The 20078-nt window shown below is 40.6% G+C and carries 9 protein-coding genes; 5 read left to right on the forward strand and 4 right to left on the reverse strand.

What is annotated here, in order from left to right:
* Positions 1-43 precede the first annotated feature (43 nt).
* Genes DI060_RS18280 through DI060_RS18290 form a run of 3 tightly spaced genes read left to right on the forward strand, consistent with a single transcriptional unit; the run spans position 44 to position 7314 of the window.
* Positions 44-5737, forward strand: coding sequence for a peptidoglycan DD-metalloendopeptidase family protein (locus DI060_RS18280; RefSeq protein ID WP_209452083.1), 5694 nt, complete (start codon positions 44-46; stop codon positions 5735-5737).
* Positions 5734-6513, forward strand: coding sequence for a hypothetical protein (locus tag DI060_RS18285; protein WP_108978455.1), 780 nt, complete (start codon positions 5734-5736; stop codon positions 6511-6513). The genes DI060_RS18280 and DI060_RS18285 overlap by 4 nt, the downstream gene beginning before the upstream one ends.
* 33 nt (positions 6514-6546) lie before the next feature.
* Complete coding sequence (locus DI060_RS18290; RefSeq protein WP_108978456.1) at positions 6547-7314, forward strand: hypothetical protein; 768 nt, start codon at positions 6547-6549, stop codon at positions 7312-7314.
* Between the two features lie 497 nt (positions 7315-7811).
* Here DI060_RS18290 and DI060_RS18295 read toward each other — a convergent pair whose 3' ends face one another.
* The 4 genes from DI060_RS18295 to DI060_RS18310 all read right to left on the reverse strand — a co-directional run bounded on the left by DI060_RS18295 (position 7812) and on the right by DI060_RS18310 (position 18732).
* Complete coding sequence (locus DI060_RS18295) at positions 7812-8594, reverse strand: hypothetical protein (protein ID WP_108978457.1); 783 nt, start codon at positions 8592-8594, stop codon at positions 7812-7814.
* Between the two features lie 438 nt (positions 8595-9032).
* Complete coding sequence (locus tag DI060_RS18300) at positions 9033-9644, reverse strand: hypothetical protein (protein WP_108978458.1); 612 nt, start codon at positions 9642-9644, stop codon at positions 9033-9035.
* 229 nt (positions 9645-9873) lie between these two features.
* Positions 9874-10569 carry a hypothetical protein gene (locus tag DI060_RS18305; protein WP_108978459.1) on the reverse strand — a complete coding sequence of 232 codons (696 nt, stop codon included), beginning with the start codon at positions 10567-10569 and terminating at the stop codon, positions 9874-9876.
* Between the two features lie 39 nt (positions 10570-10608).
* Positions 10609-18732, reverse strand: coding sequence for a TIGR04388 family protein (locus DI060_RS18310; protein ID WP_108978460.1), 8124 nt, complete (start codon positions 18730-18732; stop codon positions 10609-10611).
* Positions 18733-19286: 554 nt separating this feature from the next.
* Here DI060_RS18310 and DI060_RS18315 point away from each other — a divergent pair.
* Positions 19287-19607, forward strand: a complete 321-nt coding sequence (locus DI060_RS18315; protein WP_244594505.1) for a hypothetical protein — start codon at positions 19287-19289, stop codon at positions 19605-19607.
* The gene (locus DI060_RS18320; protein WP_108978462.1) at positions 19604-20017 is read left to right on the forward strand and encodes a hypothetical protein; all 414 of its coding nucleotides are present in this window, start codon (positions 19604-19606) and stop codon (positions 20015-20017) included. Before DI060_RS18315 ends, DI060_RS18320 begins: the two co-directional genes overlap by 4 nt.
* The last annotated feature ends 61 nt before the right edge of the window (positions 20018-20078 follow it).

Below are 20078 nucleotides of genomic sequence, written 5' to 3' on the forward strand. Positions count from 1 at the left end.
TTATAGCCAAACCATCGCAAGTCTCACAGAGCGAGAGTTCACTGTGACCCAAACGGCCCAAAACCCACTCAACCAAATCGCAGAGATAAGCACAACGAATCCTGGCAAAAAAGGCTTAGCACCCGATGCTATGGATTTGGGCTATACAGTTCGATTGGACTTGGGGCAATCTTTATCCCCAAACATTGGTTTGTCTTCGGTTCCAAAGGTTCCAGTTGCAAGACAAACCTATTCTCTCTTCCAAGCAAACTCTCAGCTCAAAGTGGAAACCTCTGTAACAGAAGTGGATGTCGCAAGCACCTTCCAAAAGACAAGCAATGGGATTTACCAGTACAGCCAACTCCTTTCCATGAATGAGAACAATGACCGGTCCGCACTCTTTGAACAAAGGAGGATGATCAACCAAAATGCATATAACATTGATTGGGGGGCAAGGTCCGTAGCTCGTTTTGATGACAATGGCAATCTTGAAGGGGATGCTAGATTCAAAGACATCCTTACCATTCTCACAGACACAAAGAAGTCCAAACCTCTCATCGACTCCTGTATGGCAGATACCAATAAGTCCTACCAAGATTGTTTTAACAAAGTCCATGGCCAAACTCTCGATAGACTGACAAAGATAGATGGAAGCCTCCGCTTTGAAGATGGGATGATTGTTCGTTCTCTTACCGAAAATGAGAGTAAGCTCCTTGGCCTCTCTCCGATCCAAGATCCAAAACAACCTGACGCTAGGCATGGAATCTGTTATATCAATCCTAATGACCCAGAGTGTGTTGCCTTGAAGTTACTACGAAAGGACTTTGATGTGGATTTTAACGAGAGCACACGAGTCGCGACATTCACCAAAATCATCAGCAATGGCAAAATAGGTGGCCGCAATGCCAAAGGAGAATACATCAGCGGGACGCAAGCAGAACGCAGAAGTATGTATCTATCGAGTGTAGATCCAGTGATGGCTCCGAAAGGCAAAGACCTCTTTGACATCTGGGGGAATGATGATTGGAAAGATCTGGAAGCACAAAACATGGCTGTCAACCAAACATTTTACAGCCGTAAGCTTACAGCTGATTCTAAAACTATCCAAAGCTCTGTTGCCTCTATCTTAAAAGTAGAATCAGAAAATGATGCCAAGTTCCGCAAAGCAAAACAAGACCAAGAAGCCCAAGATTCCCTCATCAAAGACCTGATCATCGCTTACATCTCGGGTGGGATGGCTGGTGTCAAAGGAGCCATCAAAAGTAAAGTAGAAGATAAAATCAATGCAAGCCTTGCCGAAGCCTGGGCACGAGCCTCAGGTGCCGACGAAGACCAGATTGCCTTACTCACACAAGCTGTAAGCTTTCTCCGTGGGAAGGTAGCTGAGAAGAAAATCAAAAAAGACATGGCAAAAAATAACCTAACGAACGCAGGTATGGCTGTTGTAGCCGGTGGATTATCTTATGCCACGGGAGGTATGTCGAATCTTCTCATGGCGAATGGCCCGATGGCTGCTATGAATGTATTCGGAGGTGGAGTTTCGAATATGTTTGGAGCTGCCTCAGGCCTTCTCTCGAATCCGATGGTGGTAGGTGCTACTGCAGCTTTTGGGCAAGCGGCGGCAAGTATCACTATGGGTGTCACAAATGCCGCCTATCGGGGGATAGCTGGTGACAAAAAGGCAGATGCCTTTACCAATAAGATGACAGGTCCAAAAGACAGACTTGCGGCCATCAAAGCTAATGAACAGTCCATTATCCAATCACATGTTACACAAGCTGTCGCAAAGTCCACCGGCCTTCCTATGGAAGTTGTTGGTAACATCATTACGGATTACAAAGGTGCTCAGGCCGCTAAAAAAGTAAGGAATGCCGTAAACGGAAATCCCTTTGCCAACATAGGCACTCAAGTCGTAGGCGCAGTGGGAGGGATCATCAAAACAGCAATCGTCGCGACAGGCATGCCAGAACGAGATATCCAGAAGTCCTTTTCCGATGGCAATCGTATGCTCTTTGCAGGCTCAAGGGACAGCACCTTGGAAGCCCAAACACTTGCCTATACCAACCAGGCATTTGGTATGAAAGCCCCTGGCACTAGCTATACATCATCCACTCCCACACTGAAAGACAAGAAGGGATTCGTGAAAGAACTCTTCCAGAGGGAGGCAGTCAATCAATTGTCTGTTGGCATGAGCGAAGATGAACGAGCTGTCTTGAACTCTGCTCTTCGTGGGACTATTAGTCGAGTGGAACAAAGCAAAGCTGACAAAAAAGCAAGGGCGGAGGCGGTTAGATCCACTGTCGTAACAGCTGTGACTACGGCTGTTACCTTAGGCGCAGCATCTGGATTGAGCGTTTTCTCTTCCATTGGGCAAACAGTATCCAATGGAATCAACGCGGTTGCTCGGTTTTTGGGATCTGGGTTTACCATGGCAGCAACAGCAGCACCCCACGTAGGTGCAGCCGTGATCAATGCAGGAATTCAGATGGCGGATGGCGCGAGAAACGGTGTAGATGGCATGACGGCTGGCTTTCTCAATGGGGCAATCGGAGTCTTTACTGCGGGCGGAGCGTTCGACTTTGGTGAGGTTACGGATGCTGTTACCAAAGTAACTTCAAAGTCTACCTTGGGTCTAGGTGTAAGCTATGATAGGCAAAATGGATGGGGAGGTATGCTTGGTGTTGGTGGAGCATCAGCTAACGCGAGTATTTCTTTCTCACAAAGGGGGAATACAACGATTAATGGATCTTGGAACACAGGTTTCCGAGGAGTCCAGGTAACCGCATCCAGCACGACGAATGGAGAACAGACGTTAGGTGCGAATTTTAACCCATCCAATGAAGGACCAAGGCGAGGTTGGAACATTGGAGCTAATTATGATTTCAATGGTGGTGGGGCATCTGCCAACGTTGGATATACAGATGCTGCGACAGGTCTTGGTCTGACCTCAACGATTGATAGAAATGGTCTTTCAACATCGTCATCTTTGAATGGAAATAATTATGGCACGATGACCCAAGATGGGTATACAGCTGAAGAATTCAACTGGGCGCAGAATAACATCAACATGGCACAAAATAGGACAGATGATCTTGCTCGTGATGCGAATTCAATAGATGTATTGAAGAAATCAGGAATGTCGGATGCGGATATTAATGCCATGTCTCCTGAGGATAGAGATAGGGCAGCCAATAAAATCCTACGAGAAAAAGAGAACAAAAAACTGCAAGACTCAGGTAAAACTCCAGAAGAAATCGCAAGGATGACCGAATACGAAAGGGAACAGGCACTTGATCGACTCGAGGGAGTGGCGACCATCGACAACTTTACTGCTGACGACATCGCAAGAGCAGCCTTAGGATTGGTGGGTGCGTTTACAGGCATCGCGGGTCTTGCCTTTGCAGGGGGAACAACTGGAAATAATGTTCCTAATAGATCTCATGCGGTAACTCCTGAAGTATTGGCTAGAAATGAGGAAGAGGATAGTGAAGTCGCGGTAGATAGTGATGGTAATCCTCTTCCACCAAAACCTATGAAAATGCCTGAGAGAGTGGCAGACATTGTTCCACCTAAGCCAGCAGAACAAACAAAACTTCCATCTGCTCCAAAACCTAAGGCACATCCTGGAAAGGAACCCGATGTCAAGGCTAAACCACCAAAGGCGGAACTACCGCCTAGACCAGGCATAGCAGCAACAGTTCCAGTATCAGATTCGAATAACGGAAGTTTGACTGATCGACTTGTGAAACTTGGGAAAGATGGGTTACAAATTGCTGGCGATGTGGTAGGTGCGATTATTGGACCAGTTGATCTTAGCGGACAAGATATTCCAAGGAATCCACAATCTTCTAGAATCTTAACAGAATATTCAGCTAATCAGAGTAAAGCGTTCCTTAAGCATGCAAAAGAATTGGATACCAGAATAAAAGCGCGAATTAAGCCAGAGAATTATTCTCCCGAAGGAAAGGCCTTGTTAGCTGAGCGTAACAATTTGAACGATCAGATGAGCATCATAATGATTTTTGGAGATTATAAAGAGAAAGATCTACAGCTTAGAGATGCTGAGAAAGCAAAAAAAGTCTTAGAGCAGCAAATCAAAAAATTTATAGATGAGAAAAAATCTCCAAATTCACTAGAGGTAAAAAGCTGGAAAGATGCACTTGCTAGAACAAATAAGAGTATTTTGGATCTACAGAAGTCAATGAGTGACCAGCTGAAGCCATATAGCAGCAAATTAGCGGAAGTAAACCGAAAATTAAATGACTATGAGAAGGCATTTGAAAAATCGGCGAAGCAATCCGAGAGAAATAGAAAGCTAGTAGAGATCACTGCTGAAATTCTCGCTAGTGAATCCGCTGATTTTAATGGAGACGAAAAGTCAAAGCTCCAAACTTTATACGACAACTATCAGAAAGCTGTAAAAGATCTTAACGCAGTGGCTTTAGACCCAAATGATCCAAAATCACGTGATAAATTTGACAAGGCTATAAAGGCGAGGAAAAAAGCTGAGAGTGCGCTTTACGAATCCTCTACAGGAAAAGATATCCTTAGGACACTGGACTTATCGACTCGTCCAGATGTGGATTTAGATGTAAAATATCCTGATTTGGATGATAGTTATGTAGTGAAAGAAACAGTTTTTAGTCTCAACAATGCACAGCGTAAAATGATTCACGAGCTGAGATCTGGTCTGGAATCACGGGATATCCAGGATCCTGTTAAGAGGAAAACAATTGCTGAACTTCAAGAGAAAGCTGAGACGGCAAAAGCAAATCTAGAAAAAAAATTACAAGAAGTGTCGCCAAAAATTAACCAATTGAATATTGAATTTAGTAAGAAAATGGCTGAGATTAATGCTGGAAACTTTTCTGAAAAAGTAAAAGAATCCAAAATAAAATCACTTACTTCAGAACATAAAGGAAAAATGGACAGATTGACTCAGAAAGAAAGCTCAGAATATGCTACAGCGGATGCAAAATACAAAAAGGAAAGAGTGTATGCAGCCATTTTGGAAGATCCAAGCTTGAACACCAATCTCCCATTAGACAGCAAAGACACTAAACAATTACCTTTTGAGAATACGAAAGCAGCAATTTACGACCTTTTTTACTCAGGAGATGAAAAGAAAATGGCTTCTGCCGCCAATGCCTTGTTTGATTCTAAGATGAATCTTGGACAAACTGGTCCGTTAGGTGATAGAAAACTAGTAGATAAGCTTGTCCCCACTGAGGATAATACACTTCGGGAGGGAACAGGTCACATCCGCACCTTTGAGTTCATGGGGAAAGAGATTATGATTCCAGGAGTTGCCGGTGAAAATATCAGTAGTGATTTTGGAGTGCGCCATGATCCGACTACAGGAAATGATGCGAGACATGGTGCCCTTGACAATGCAATTCCCGTGGGGACTCGGATCGGGTTTCCTGTTGGAGGTGAAGTGATTGAATTCAGAGAAGGTGGTGATTCGGAAATCAACTCTTTACACAAAACTGGTGGCCAGTATGTTGTGATTAAGATCGATAACTCTGATCTTGTAATTAAAGTTCAGCACAATAGTAAGCTATTGGTACCGAGAGGTAAGGATACGAAGGTCTTACCAGGGCAAGCGATCGCCTTATCTGGAAATTCTGGACGCTCTACCGGCCCTCATGCGCATATACAGTTTGAAAAAATATTACCAGATGGTAAGCGTGAATTATTTATTCCAGAAAAAGCTGAGGATTTGGAAATTTTAAGAAAGGCAGGGTTAGTTAGATGAGGATTTTATTCACGATACTCCTAATTACTGGTATGATGCATTGTAAAGAGAAAGCGGGTGATGAAGGGCAGTCTCGTCGAGACCAAGAGCTTTCCGTTAAACCAACACCATCACTGGAAGTGATTCCGGAGATGCCACCTCTCGTGATCACTGATGGCTCCATTTACATAAAGCCAGAAGAGGACCCTGAGCTCAAACTTGATATGAAAGAAATATCGATTGGAGAATTCATGTATCTCTTCGCAGAGAGGTATGAGAAAAGCCCATACCGAAGGATTAGTGTTGTGCCAATGGTCGCAAACTTTAAAACGGTACATTCATTTACACATGGAGATATTGATTTCTCTCTATATGAGGATGAGAATCAAATCGTTCATTACAATCTTTATTTTGGAGATTATGAAATGTACGGTGAATATGCATCGACTGGAATAATTCAAAAAGTACTATGTCGGAATTTAGACAAGGCAAGAAAAGAATGCAAATTATTTGTCAAACAGGATGTTAAAAGATCTGGCGGATATCCATATTTCCCTTACGACGCGTTTTTATTTTTTGTCAAAGATAATTACCTGTTTTATGTAGTGGGCATGAATAAAGAAGGAGTCTTCCATAATGCGGGTGTATTGGGTTTTAATTTTAGAGGAAATGATTTTCCAAAGGCTTCATTGATTTATTTAAAAAATGCATTTAAAATTATGTACTCTGAAGACAAAGATTTTTATCCCAATAAGGCATTCGTAACGAAAGATGATATTGAATTCTTATTAGAGTGAAATGCATTATAAGAAGGCAGGGTTAGTTGTTAGATGAAAAAATTAATTTTGACTCTCCTAATCTTTTGCTTACACGACTGTAAAGAGACAAAACCTGAAGTGAGTAAAGCGACCGTAAGTCAACAGATGGATGAGGTCAAGACTGAAACAGAAGTCGTTCCAGAACTTGGCGAGTTGAGAATTTCGGCGGGCTCCATTACTTTAACTTCAGACGAAATTCTTGCATTTGATGACGGAATGAAGGATATTTCTATATCAGATTTTTTAGATTTTTTTGGATTAGTCCATCCAGCAGTGATTGGAAAAGATATCACGCTAGTAGACCTGAACGGAAATGAAATTAATCCAGTCAATTTTTATCAGACGATGAACTTCTCGATACGAAAAGAGGGCGATGGAAATTTTACGTATAATCTCCATTATCCATATTCAGAAGATGAATATTTTGATTCATTGGGAAAAATTCGAAGTGTAAAGTGTCGAAATCTTGATCGCCCTAGAAACGAATGTAAAATTTTCGTAAAAGCAAACAAACTTTCAAATAGTTTTCCGAACCAATATTTTGATTACAGCTATTTTCATTTTATCGTCAAAGATAAGTATCTCTTTTTGGTTCAGGGATTCGATGGCAAGGGCATTGGGCAAATGAGCTTTTTTACGTTTCAAGTAAAAGGTGCCGACTTTCCAAGAACTAACTTAGAATATCTTAAGGCAGCCATCAAAATCCTGAATGCTGATGAAAAGAATAAACATATTTTAAAAGACTTTAAGCCAGATGATCTAGAGTATTTTTTACAATAAAAAAAAGGATTTAGAGCCTGGCTGAGCCTCGCAAAAACTATAATATTGGACACTTTGTTCGTTAGAACGATTATTTACCCCCGCACCTCGGATCGAAGCGGAAATCCTTTGCAAAGCAAAGATTGGAGCGAAGAGCTGGATCGATTGTTGACAAAAGTTACAATCCACTAACCCTTCCGAGGTGCCAAAGCAAACATATATAAAATGTAGAATTCGATCTTCTAGGCCGTTTAGACAAACTTTGTTTCCATCGGAAGCGGAGTCCAGGGAGGGCGTAGCGCCGCCATTCGAGCAGGAGTGCGAGACAGGCGGGAGATGGAAACAGATGTTTGGCGATGATTTATGATTTCACTCTGGTTTGTTTGTTCGCCTTTTTACACCTTTCTTGGCAATTTGACCATTTCATTCAAAAATCCTAGGTCTGACGGGGAATCAATATTTTCCACTTTTTTGAAGACGAGCTTGCCGTGATCTATTTTGAGCTATTCTAAACAAAATTAATTGTTTGTAAAAAATCTTGCTCTACCTGCTCCTGTACAGCTGGTATTTGCTGCACCAGTCGTGGTATAGGTACCGTCATTATAGTAGGTAAAACTGTAAACAGTATCTGCACCTTCGGCAAAAAGCCAGGTGCAGCGACCAACTATTGTTTTAGCAGGAAACCTTGTGGCGCAAGATGACGTGCTATAATTTGTAGTTAAGGTTGGGCAAGAGTTAAGAGTCGAACCGCTTGGGTAGTCATAGCAGTCAGTGGATAGTGTGGCTTGACAGCTGGCTTTACCAGAAAGGTGGTTGTTTAGAACGATAAATTGGAAAGTCAAATTTGATTCACTTGTTGTCGAAATTTCAAAAGCATACTCTTTATTTGCTTCCAATGCAATGCTGTTAGCCTCGCCACTATTTGTTAAAAAGCCGGATGTTTTTGTCTGCAATTGAGTAGAAGAGTCTAATTTGGAGGTTGAATTGAATAGTTTTAACGTAATCTCAAAGCTATTGGATTTTCCGAAACCCGCATAATAATAAGTAGCTGCACTTGTAGTGGTAAACTTGAAGTATGCAGGTGAGTTCCTCCTAGCCGATCCAGAAACCTGGGTTCCTAACGTTAAGGTTGTGAAGTTTGGCGGAGTGGTCGCTGTGCCGGACGAAGAAGAGCCAGAATTAGACGAAGAAATTCGCTGCAATAAAAGCAAATTTGTAATACTTTCACTTTCATTATTTTGTGATGGCTGATTGCAGGCTCCTAGTAAGAGAATACAAATAATAAAGGATATATATTTCATAAGACTTTCTAAAAATATTTAGATAAAAAAACAAGTTCTTTTTTTCGCATAACAAAAATGCATTTGCAAGGTTTTAACTACAAAAAATTGAGTAAATACCCTACGTTTGGTGAATCAGATGTGAATTAGAAAATTTTTTCTAGGATCAAATAAATCAGTTCTTAAGTATTCTTATATTATCGAAGACAATGAAAAGAAATAGGACATAATCACTGATAACGTCGGACTCATGCCAAGATAAACAATGAGAACATCCAAATGGATTATGGGCCTTCCATTCAATTATTTTGAAAACACTCCCCAGCTATGCCTCCGATCCTCTGTGGAGAGTTGGGATCAAATTACAAATTTCTTATGGGATGCAACTGGAAGTATAATACAGGCATTCTATGATTTCTAATTCTCTCCTTCGAAAAACTGAGAAGTTCAGAAAATCTATCAGAGAAATTTAATTGACACTACAATCTTCTCAAGTTCCGCAAAGCCTCCATTTGCCTCATCAGATCTAAATCCGGCACCGATTATAAAAGATTGGCGCTTATGGGTTACTATCCAAATTGCTGAGGTTATATCATAGGACGTACTACCTTCAACAGACAATTTATACGAGTACTTAATAAATGCAGACTTGTGACCATCGAGTTTGGTTAAAACAGGTTTTGACAATAGTTTAAAATTGGCAAAATTCGATTTCATCGTCTTTGCAATCGATTCTAAATACAGTTCAGGCTTTTCAGGATCGACCACTGCTTTAGGAGCAACATTAATTTTCAAAGATGGATTGATATCATCATACGGATTCTTATACTTTAAAATTGAGAAAAATGGAACTTGTGTGTATTTCTTGAGTAGGGCATCAAATTCCTCGTCCGAGGACTTAACTCGGTTTAGATTTTCTGTAAAATCTTCAGATGAACTATCATGCCAACTTTTAGGTTTTTCAATTGAGAAACCAAATGCCTTGAATGTAACTGTCTTTGTGTCACGTGCAAGTAAATGCGTTGAAACAAGAAAAAGGAAGGTAAATAGAAGATACTTAATGAAATTCAAATTGCTTACCGGAAGTACAGAAATCTTTTCCTTTGAAACCTTTACAGAATCTTTGGACGCTTCCTTTTAGAGTCCAAAGAGTAGTAAAATTGCTCAAGTCAAAAATCTATTAATCTATAACAAAAGCTACATTTTTTGAAAGAGGGATTTGTTATGGGAAGTTTTTCCTTTTCTCATTTAATGATTAAAATTTAAGAAAATCGATAAGCAAACTAGACTTTTGAAAGATTCACTTTCCTAATATTCTAGAAACAAAAAATAAGATCATACCGAAAGAGACTATCCAGGCCAAAAGAGCTCTACGATAGTTTTGTCTGGAACTCCAATGCATCGATCGAATGTATATAACTGCAGAATACACAAATCCCACTGCTAACACGAGTATCAAGGCACCAACATACACTCCTAATCCAAAAGTACCTATTGGCTTGTCAAAAGGGAATAGGGCATTGATCAGCAAAAAGGGAAATAGTAGAACATTCACCAAAGCTACTGAGTTGAGGATAGCTGATAAATTTTTTATGAAAGAGGGTTTTACATCTTCAAGATATACTAGGAAAAGATAAGTAAATATTGAAAGAAATCCCACCGTCAAAATAAGTGCAAACACTAGATAGATTACATTGAAGGGGTATAAGTTTAAATAGGTTCCGAGTCCCGTAATTCCTTTTTTTGTATATCCCAATACCATTTGTTCATTAAGAGCTGAATAGTATCGATATCCTATTAAGAACAAACATAGATAAAAACCTACGTAATTCAACATAGTGAATGTAAATCGTTTTATCGAATCCATGAGTATTTGCTTATCTTCTGCCGGATTCTCGAACGCCTTCTCGAAATCAGGTCGAATGATTCCTTTCCATTGTTTTAAATATTTTTTAAACCAGTCGGTTCTTATATCCAAGGCTAATTCTTTATTCATTTTCATTTCCTATTTGTAGATTTAATTGCTTTCTCACCATCATTCGGGAATGGCCTCTTTTTCTGTGATCTCTGTATCACCATGTTTGCTAATATTATCCTTATAATATTGGTTTTTTATTTCATCGCTGCTTTCAGAAAAACTTCGTGTTTTCATCTCAGTCGAGTTTTGGCTTCCACTGCTTTTGATATCATTTTTCAAATCGTCTAGTTGTATTTTCCCTTGTTTATCAAATTCTCCTTGTATTAGGGCTAGAAGTCCAAATCCCGCAGTCCCTAGTGCACCATAGGCGGCACCTATCGGTCCTACCCATTGAATTTCTGGATTCGTAGAGAGAGTCTGTCTAACCCAATTAGCCTCATTCATGGTTTTGTCATGCGGAAACGAGGCCGCATCGGAATTATTCACTCTGAGACCTTCAGCTAACTCACCGATTCCAAATTGGTCAATTCCCCATGACTTACCACCTAACCATCCATATTCCGGAATGGCAATATCAGCAAAAAGGTTTATCGTCGCTTCTGATATTCTTTCTTCTAGATTCAAATTTTCTCTACGTAGTTCTAGAGTTGCTTCACCTTTAGGATCTTCTTTAGTTCCGTAATGGACTATACCTTCAGCAGGTCTAAGTGGATCGATGATTCCCAACGTTAAGAAATTAGCCACACTCTTGGTTGTGGTTAGCGCTGTTCCCACTAAACCTGCCGCCCCTGCAACTAAGTCCCGCACCATAATGTCCCCAAAATTATAAAATCCATTTCCGATTTGTTTCAATCCTTGTGTAATTGATCCATATTGACCTAGGGTGATCAGTCCAGTTGCTGTTTGCAGACCTCCGCTGACAACATCGCCTGCAGATCCGAGCATACCGCCTATCAATGGGATATTTCTCAACATTGATCCAATTTTCGAATCATCTGCTCCTCCCCAGAAGGAGGAGTACTCTTTAGTATCCGCGGCCAAAGGTGAAGAAAAATCAAAGTCGAAAAAGCTTGTTTCTTTTTGTATTTTTGTTTCGAGATCATTCTCAGAATGACTGATTTCATTTATCTTTACATTGTTTGCTGGGGAGGATACATTTGGAAGTCCTGAAAGATAAACTGGACTCGATTTATCAGAAGCAGGTTGCGGATTTGGGCCAAGGGGAGCTAGTGGGCCAAGAGGTACCTCCAAATTTAATTGGTTCCTGTTGTTATTAGATTTCTCGGTAGGTCTTGTTTCTGTTTGATTGTGATCTCTGTCAGATTTCTCAGTTAAGAAATTTTGTAAACTATCAGCCCCAAATTCCAGAATGGTATCTTGGAACGTTTCATGAGCCTTTGTTGCTAAAGGATCTTGTCCCCGAAAAAGTTGATCACGACTATTCTTAATTATTGCGAGACCTGATGATTTTAAAATATTTAAGAAATTTTCTTGATTGAATGTGAATTCTCCGTTTTCTAAAGAGTTTGAGGTCACCTTTATTCCTTCTTCTACAGTCGCGATTCCAGTCTCAATCAAAACTCCTTTCGTGATTGAACTAAATGTAGAAGAGTTTTCAGCAACAAACTTTTTTGAAAGAAGACTACCTAAGGCACTTTGAACATAAGACTTACTCATATCTTCTAGGAGATTTTTAGTTATAAGAGGCTTTTGTTCTTCATTAACCCAATATCTTCCTTCACTAATGTTTTGAATACTTGTTGCTAGATTTGAGAAACCATTGGAGAAAAAATTTGAAGCAAATGTTGAACTTGCTCCTATTGCTCCATCAACCATTGCTTCACATGCTACGTTTGACAAACATCTAGATACACCAACTGAACCTGGTCTGCCCCCTGGTGCTCTCATTAACATTGCTGTCAATGCGATCTCACCTACCGATTGTGAAAGATCGGAACCATTTCCCACACGATTCATTAAGGCTGTTCCCAATCCATTATCCATGGAATCTAACAGCAGTTCAGCAAACTGACGATTGTATTCATAGACAGAGAGGAGGCTTGGCGGTCCATCCGTTATGGATCCACTTACTCGCATTTCATCCCACAATTCATTGCTAAAACTTCCGTCTCTCAATAAATTTCCAACATGATCTCTACTTAAAAACTCTAGACCATTTCGAACTAAACTACCAAGGGTTCCATGTTCAGGTCTTTGATCTCCACGAATTTCGGCCCTTTGAGATGTCAAGCTCGTTGGGTGATTAGTCTGATTTACTATTCCATGATTCCTCTCAAACGCGACTCTTTCAGGATCAAATGGTGGCAAAGCCAATATCCTTTTCATATCATTGATCTTCTCAATCTCTACTTCTTTCTGAATGATATTCGTCATCTGCTCAATGGTCTTACCTTCGCGCATTGCTCGATCACGAACTTGATATACATCCAATCCAGCACGATTCGTTACAATTCTATCCTGGATCAGTTGGCGATCATACCCTGCCAATTTTTGAGCACCAATGATTGCGGCCGGGCTGAGTAAATAGTTTACATCGATTCCATTGGCATTCGCAACCGCAATGACGTCTGCCATAGTTAGCTCGCCACCCGAGGCAGCTTTCAGTTCATTTAACTCTCGCTCCATTTTTAACCAAGCGGCTCGAGCTCGATTGGCACTAGCTGTACTTCTTTCCCCATAACGGCCATCTTGTGCCGCACTATGACTTAGCATGTAAAGAATTGAATTCACATTCAGTGGAGCATTTCCCAACATATTGTTGATGATCTCCTTCTTATCTGCCTCACTTATATCCATGCTGTAAACAGAATTGATGGCAGCAGCAGTGTCACCTGATGAACGATAAGCTTCCATTTGAGCCAATTGTTTTTCGTTCCAAATTTGTTTGTCAGTGGAAAAGCCATTTCCTGACATTAAATTTGCCGTTTTTTCGAAGAAGTTATCCATTCCATTTTGATATATATCTTTAATCCCATGACCAAAATCCTTTATGAAATTGTCTACATCTACTCCAAATGACGACAATAAATTCCCAATTATATCTAGATCGCTATCATTAGTACTCTTTTTCCCTTCAGCCTTCGCAGAAACTGATGCTTTTTCATTTCGAACTCTTGCATCGTTCAAATTGTCTGATACGAAATCATATGTAGGAGCTTGGTAACCATTTTCGGTTGTGGTTCCGAGTTGAATCACTCCATTTGTTAAGCGGTTTTTCGATGTTTTTGTATCATCTTGATTTTGGCTTTCCACCTGAATACTCGCACTTGTCGAAAGTCCAACCTTTCCTATGTTAGCAGAAAGCACTGCTCCACTTTCTTTTTCCGTATAACTTACATTTGCTGATATACCGGCTTTGGAATCCCAACCTGCTCCTAGTTTTACTCCTTCCATTACCTGAGTATTGTAACCGACATTCACAGATCCATTAGCTGCATTATAGGATAAGCTAGCATTCCCAGCAGAAAATTTAATTTGTGTTCCTTGGTGTTCCGTAAGGGTGAATCCCATATTGCCACTTGTATTTCCAATACCTAAGGCCGCACCCCAGCCACCTTCCGGCGTGTAGCTGATACCTACTCCCATTCCCGCCTTATCCATAAACTTGGATGCATCACTGATAAAGGAACCATCAAAAGCGCCTGCTCCAATAGTGCCTATAAGGCCATTTGCAAGTCCAGCTAACATACCTTTTGTTCCATTTGCAGAACCCGCTGCCACTTGGATCCCTGTTCGCATAACTGCCGCTCCCACTTGCGTGGCTGTGCTTGCCGCTGCACCGAGTGCTGTTCCAATGGATTGCATGACACCGGCAAGTCCACTTAGCACACCGGATGCCCCTAAGGTAACAACTGCCATCGCAGCATTCACTGCTGTTTCTGCTTGGGCTTTCTTTTGGGCTTTTTTGTCGGCTTCCCTTTGTTTACGTGCTTGGAATTCCTTACGGAAGATTGCATCGACAAAATCTTTATCAAAGCCTGTTCCCTTTGCAATCTCTGCGATCATAGCTCTTTGTCCAATTTCCTCAGCAAAGGCTTGTTTGTTTTTTAAAGTCGGAACATTGGATGTGTATGTTGTCCCTGGAGCCGCCATGCCCAAAGCCTTGTTCAAAAAGGCTTCAGACTGAATTTCCGTATACGTTGTTTCTAGTGAACCGGAGAAGGCTAGTTTATTTGAGTCACTAATTAATTTTTGAATGTCTCGATCTTTAGCACCGAAGGCAACGGCAGCCGATTTTACCATACCCCCAACTATTCCGACAACTTGTCCACCAATGGCTGCCACTGGATTCGCATTAATTGCTTTCCTTACCTTCTTTGCTTTTTGCGCACCGTCGTAGTCAACGGTAATTTGAGATACTAGATCTTTTGGAAGCCCTGTTGCTGTTGCGATCGCATTTGAGGCGTAATTTCTAATCATGGATCTTTCTTTACTTTTTAATTCTTGATAAGTAGCCTTAACATCGAGGCTACGGTCCATTCCCTCTTTAATCGATTTACCTGCCCCGAAGGTGACAAGTGGACTTTCAAGAATTTTCAATTGAGAACTCACCGTTGACATTGTAGCAAGAGCACCAATCGGATTTACCAACATCCCAAGTGGGCCTGCCATATTCGAGAGCGTAGATCCTATTTTTCCTAGCGTATTCGCATTCGATCTTCGTTTGATTTTATCTGCTTGCATTCGGCCACGAACCAAAGAAACAACATCCGACATCATTTGGATGGACTCATCCGTACCACCCGTTGCCTTAACCAAAGCTGTGGCTATATTCGTATTGATCAGGTCTTCGATTTTGTTCTTAATGGTTGCATTTACGCTAGCCATACCTCCAGTGATATAGGCAAGCAATAGCTCTTTAAGATTTGCTTCGAGCTCTTCAGCAGATTTTTTCTTTTCTTGGAATATTTTTTCATTTTTCTCCTCTACGTGAGAGATACTTTTCTGCATCTGGGCAAGAGCGAGTTGGTCGTTTTCAAATTTTCCTTCGATTCCTTTTTCTTTATTTCCAAAAAACTTCTCTAAGGCGGAAGAGGCTAGGGATTCAACAGAATGCCAATCTTCATCCTCCCATACCTCAAAGAAATTTTTATCTTTGTGAATGTTAACCGGAGAAATTTGAGACAACATAAAATAACGAGTTTCTTCGGTTTTGCCTGATATGAAGTTCCCATCTCTATCTTTACCAATGAGCTGACCATTATTGATTGTTTTTGTGAGAGTCACAAGACCCAGGCTATGATCTACCGAATAGTCATAGTCTTTTTTCAAAAGATCTGAACATTTTGTTGGCTCGTAATAACAACTTTCTATTTTTTGTTTTTCCAAATCCGTTAGAGATCGAACAATTTTTCCGGATTGGATTTCAAGGCCCAAGGAAGCTAATTTGGCAATGTCCTGATTGAATTCATTTTTATAGTGGGCAGATTGTCTTTCTTGATACGATTTTTCATTCGCTATACATTGATTGTACGAGGCAGATCCTCTAATACATACCTCTCCTGGTGCCTTCTCGGCATAGGAGTAATTCGAAATCCGAGTCAATAGGTCATGCAAGTAAGAATCTTTAATTCCTGATGGATATTCTCCTGATGTTTTCAATGAACCATCTGCAGGATCAATCTTTGCAAAAACACGATCATCGTAATTTACTGAATACGCAATTTTATGAATAGCCGCTAATTGTTCACGCTTGATTGCTTTCTCATTCTCTTCATTCTTCGCCTGGACGTGCATATACTGTCCGACTCCGACAGTGACGTTAGTCAATTTCTCTTTTAAGTCCTGACCGTTTATCTTGATTTCAGTTTCAATTTTTTTATCTTTCGCAGCGGTTAAGATCGAGAAAGATTTTACTGTATTTGGCTCTCCTGAAAGGGGGGAGGAAAGGTTAAACCAATTTCCGCCAGACGGTGTGGGCAAGATGCTTGCGAGATTTTTGGCACTACTGGAATTCGATGCACTTGGAATCAGCAAAGAAGTTTCCAATCCAGAAATTTGCTCTTGGACAGATGACCGAAGATCAGAAGTTGTGGAACTGATCAACTGTCCAACATTTGAAGCTGATATCTCCTTCTTGATCCAAGTGTAGCCTGCAGATCTATCATACGCAAAGCCAGTTTGGTTGCTAACAGATCCAGGGAGACTAGTCTCAGTGATGCCTAAGGCTGCCCTAACAACTTTAGGCTCGATAAACGGTAAACTATTGGGCTGGTTTGTAATGTTTTGCGTAACATTTTGAGGTTCATTAAATTGAAATTCTTGTTTTGATAGTTCTGCCAACTTCGTTTCATATTGATTTGCTGTTGAAAATGCCAATTGAGATGCATCGAAGTTCGCACTCCTTTCCAACTGGGAGACTTTTTCTGAAATAATTTTCTCATACTCGCTTGGATTCTGAGATTTTGTAGCCTCCATATGCAACTTTTCAATCTCTAACCATTTCTGCTCCCCTAACTTTCGCTCATTTTCCATTCTTGCAATCCAAGCAGATCGATTGTTAGTTACTTCAGAAATGGATTTTGTATAATCTTCTAGAGCTTTTGCTTTTAGATCCTCAGCGGCTACCTTATACTGTTCATAGAATGAATTATAACTTGCCACATGCGATTCCCAATTGCTGATTGCAGGAAGGATCTCGTCTCTAAATTGTGTTAATTGACCATTTAAAGATGAAAAATTTCCGTTCCAATAAAGAGAATTTTCCTCTGCAACCGAATCATACATATTGTATGCAACGGAATACCCGATCTCTCCCATTTGAAACCAGTTTGTCCACGCCAATGGTATAGGTAATAGAGTACCTCGGTTTGCACCCCAATGGGTAAAGCCTGCTGGATTGGCTCTAAAATTACTCTCTTCGTTTTGGACATCTATCCATGCAAAACCGTCACCGTTTGCTCCCCATCCCTTTGTGTAGATATTCGTCCCACGAATTGTAATTTCCTTTCCACCGAGATTTGATTCTAATATGTTTTTCAATTCCTGGTCATTTCCGCTATGAATAGCTCTTACGATCGCTCGTATCTCAGGATTTGAGACTCCACTAAATAAACCTTCAGATGGATTATCTAAAGTCCATTGTGATCTTTGGAGTGAACTTAGATGATGAATAGTATAATTCCCATTTACCATTTCACTTACATAGTTATCAATATTTCCGGATCCGTACAATGTAGGAGGCAACGTTGTTTGCGAAGTATTTATTCTGCTGGAATAATCCGCATACCTTTGGTTTGCGAGATTGGATTGTTGATCTAAAAATGAAGTTATTTGTTGTGAAATAGCCGTAAAAATATTCGTAACATCTAGCTGAGAATTGTTAAGTTCTTGATTCAAAGAATTAACGAATGCTTGTAAGGTTTCCCCAGCAGTATTTAGAATGCCTGTCGATGCTGAACGATACAAACACTGCTCGACACCACTGCATGGCTGGTCTAGAGCAGATTGAAAATTACCAACAATCCCTCTTATTGTATCCTTAATAACATTTTTATATTGGTCTATCGCATTCAAATTAGCCTGGAATACTGCTTCAGATTCATCTAGCGAGTTTGTAAAGCTTTGGTATTTTTCATTGATTTGCTGAAGTGAGGCAGCGAAATCGTTTAAGCCACTTTGGAAGTTTTGATCAAATCTATATTCCCATTGTTCATTTGCATTTTTGATATGATTGCTGAAAGAATCTATATCGTTGCTGCTTGATTCTACCTTGATTCCCAGATTTGAAAGGTATGCTTCATTGACCTTGTTGGTTGACAATCTCTGCAAAAACTCGGACTTGCTTTCCAAGAAATGTAGGTTTGCTTTTTCTTCCCACTTCTGAAGTGCAAAAGTTTTCTGGGCTTCAAGCTCGGTTCGAATATAATCTTGGTATGCTTCCGTGCTATGAAATGCATCTGATTGATTGACTGTTGATACGTAGTCAAATATCGCTTGATCCGCACTGTCCTCCCAATATGCTTTATAAAGCCCTCGGTATGAACCTACTTGTTCTTCCCAATGAGCTGAAGATTGCAAAAAGTAAGACCTACCATACACTTCATCCATTAGTGAGGGAGAGTAATCCGAAAGTTGTAGTTGAATGACTGGAACTGGTTGCGCATACAAAGGAAGCGAAATGAAAGTTGTGAAAACCATTCCTACGAGCGCAAGGAAAGCCTGCAATTGAACCAGCAAATTCTTTGTAGGTTTTAAGTTCTTACGTATTGTTCGATCCATAGGATGCCTCCAACAATCGTAAGTGTATTTGATTTCTGACTTTTAGGCGACCTGCATCATGAATCTGAACGTTTTTTTTAAAAAATTGAGATACTTTTCGAACATTCTTTTTGGCATTAGTGAAGATCTGGGAGAATATTTACAAAAAATAAGGCTGCCAGGAAACATTTAACATAGATAGAATGGCCGTTTACCTAAATGTCCTCCATAAAAAATGAGTTGCTGGATCTAAATGCCTCCTGAATGCAAAATAACTATTAAGAATGGCGTCCGTTTTTCGAAACACATCACCTTACGGAGGAGAGATAGACGAAAACTTTAGAATCTAACTACTATTGCTGAAGAGACCGCTGCAAATTCCGGACGCAGAAATTATTAGGAAAGCGAAACATAATTTTCATCCCACTTGAAATCTAGCAATTTCTTTCAATATTAGAGTTTATGAAGTTTCTAATGTATGGAAACAAACGAAATGGATCCGACCAGGTGAAGTAAATACTCCGATTGAAAAGAAACGCGAGGAAGCTAAACAACAGCGTAGGCGACAAGTAAGTTTGCCAAATCACTCGGATGAAGACAAAGCCAAAATCGAAAAAATGATATCGAAGCACAAGGAATTTGAAAATCGCGCACGCGAACAGAGGCGAGTGTATGGCTCCGGCCCGATGTTACCAAAGCCTGGACTGATTATGAGGGTTTATGCGAAGGGGAAGGTGAACGTAGGTGGGATGTTAGCGGAAATAAAGAAGGTTGCGGAGGATGGTAAGACTATATTTGCGGAATTGACTTCAGGAAAAGTTTACAGCTTCCCAATTGATCAGCTGCAATTTGCAAAATCGAAATTGGCAAATGATCACCTTAGGAGGGATAAATGACAGGTTACGGATACGAAGGCACTCTCAATAAAAATGAATCCAATTACGACTACTCTGATCTAGCCATAAAAGTTTATCCAGATGAGTGTAGAAGAATCCTTTTTCTCGGTGAAATCGAAGAATTTGCAGAATGGGAAGATAGGTATGACTACAATCCGACTAGGTCGTCAAAGTTCGTCGTTCGCTTGCGGAAGAAAAACGTATGCGCTGTGCAAAAGTGGATGCGTGTGATTCCATGGTGCGGGAGTAGGTTTATCGATCTTCGAGAGAGAATGGTAGCGAAATTCAGAGAGGGGGTTTTGGAAGCGGTGTTTGTGAGGACACCTTGGGGTGGGCTTGCACCGAATCCAGTTGGATTACAGGCATGGAGAGGAATGGGAGTTGGGGGAGGAGTTTTTCCTGGAGCTTAGGAAATCGATTACACAACCGGATACGAGGTCGAAGTCCCGAAGCGAAGCGGTTAGTCACTAT

The sequence above is a fragment of the Leptospira ryugenii genome (assembly GCF_003114855.1).
Classification (GTDB): domain Bacteria; phylum Spirochaetota; class Leptospiria; order Leptospirales; family Leptospiraceae; genus Leptospira_A; species Leptospira_A ryugenii.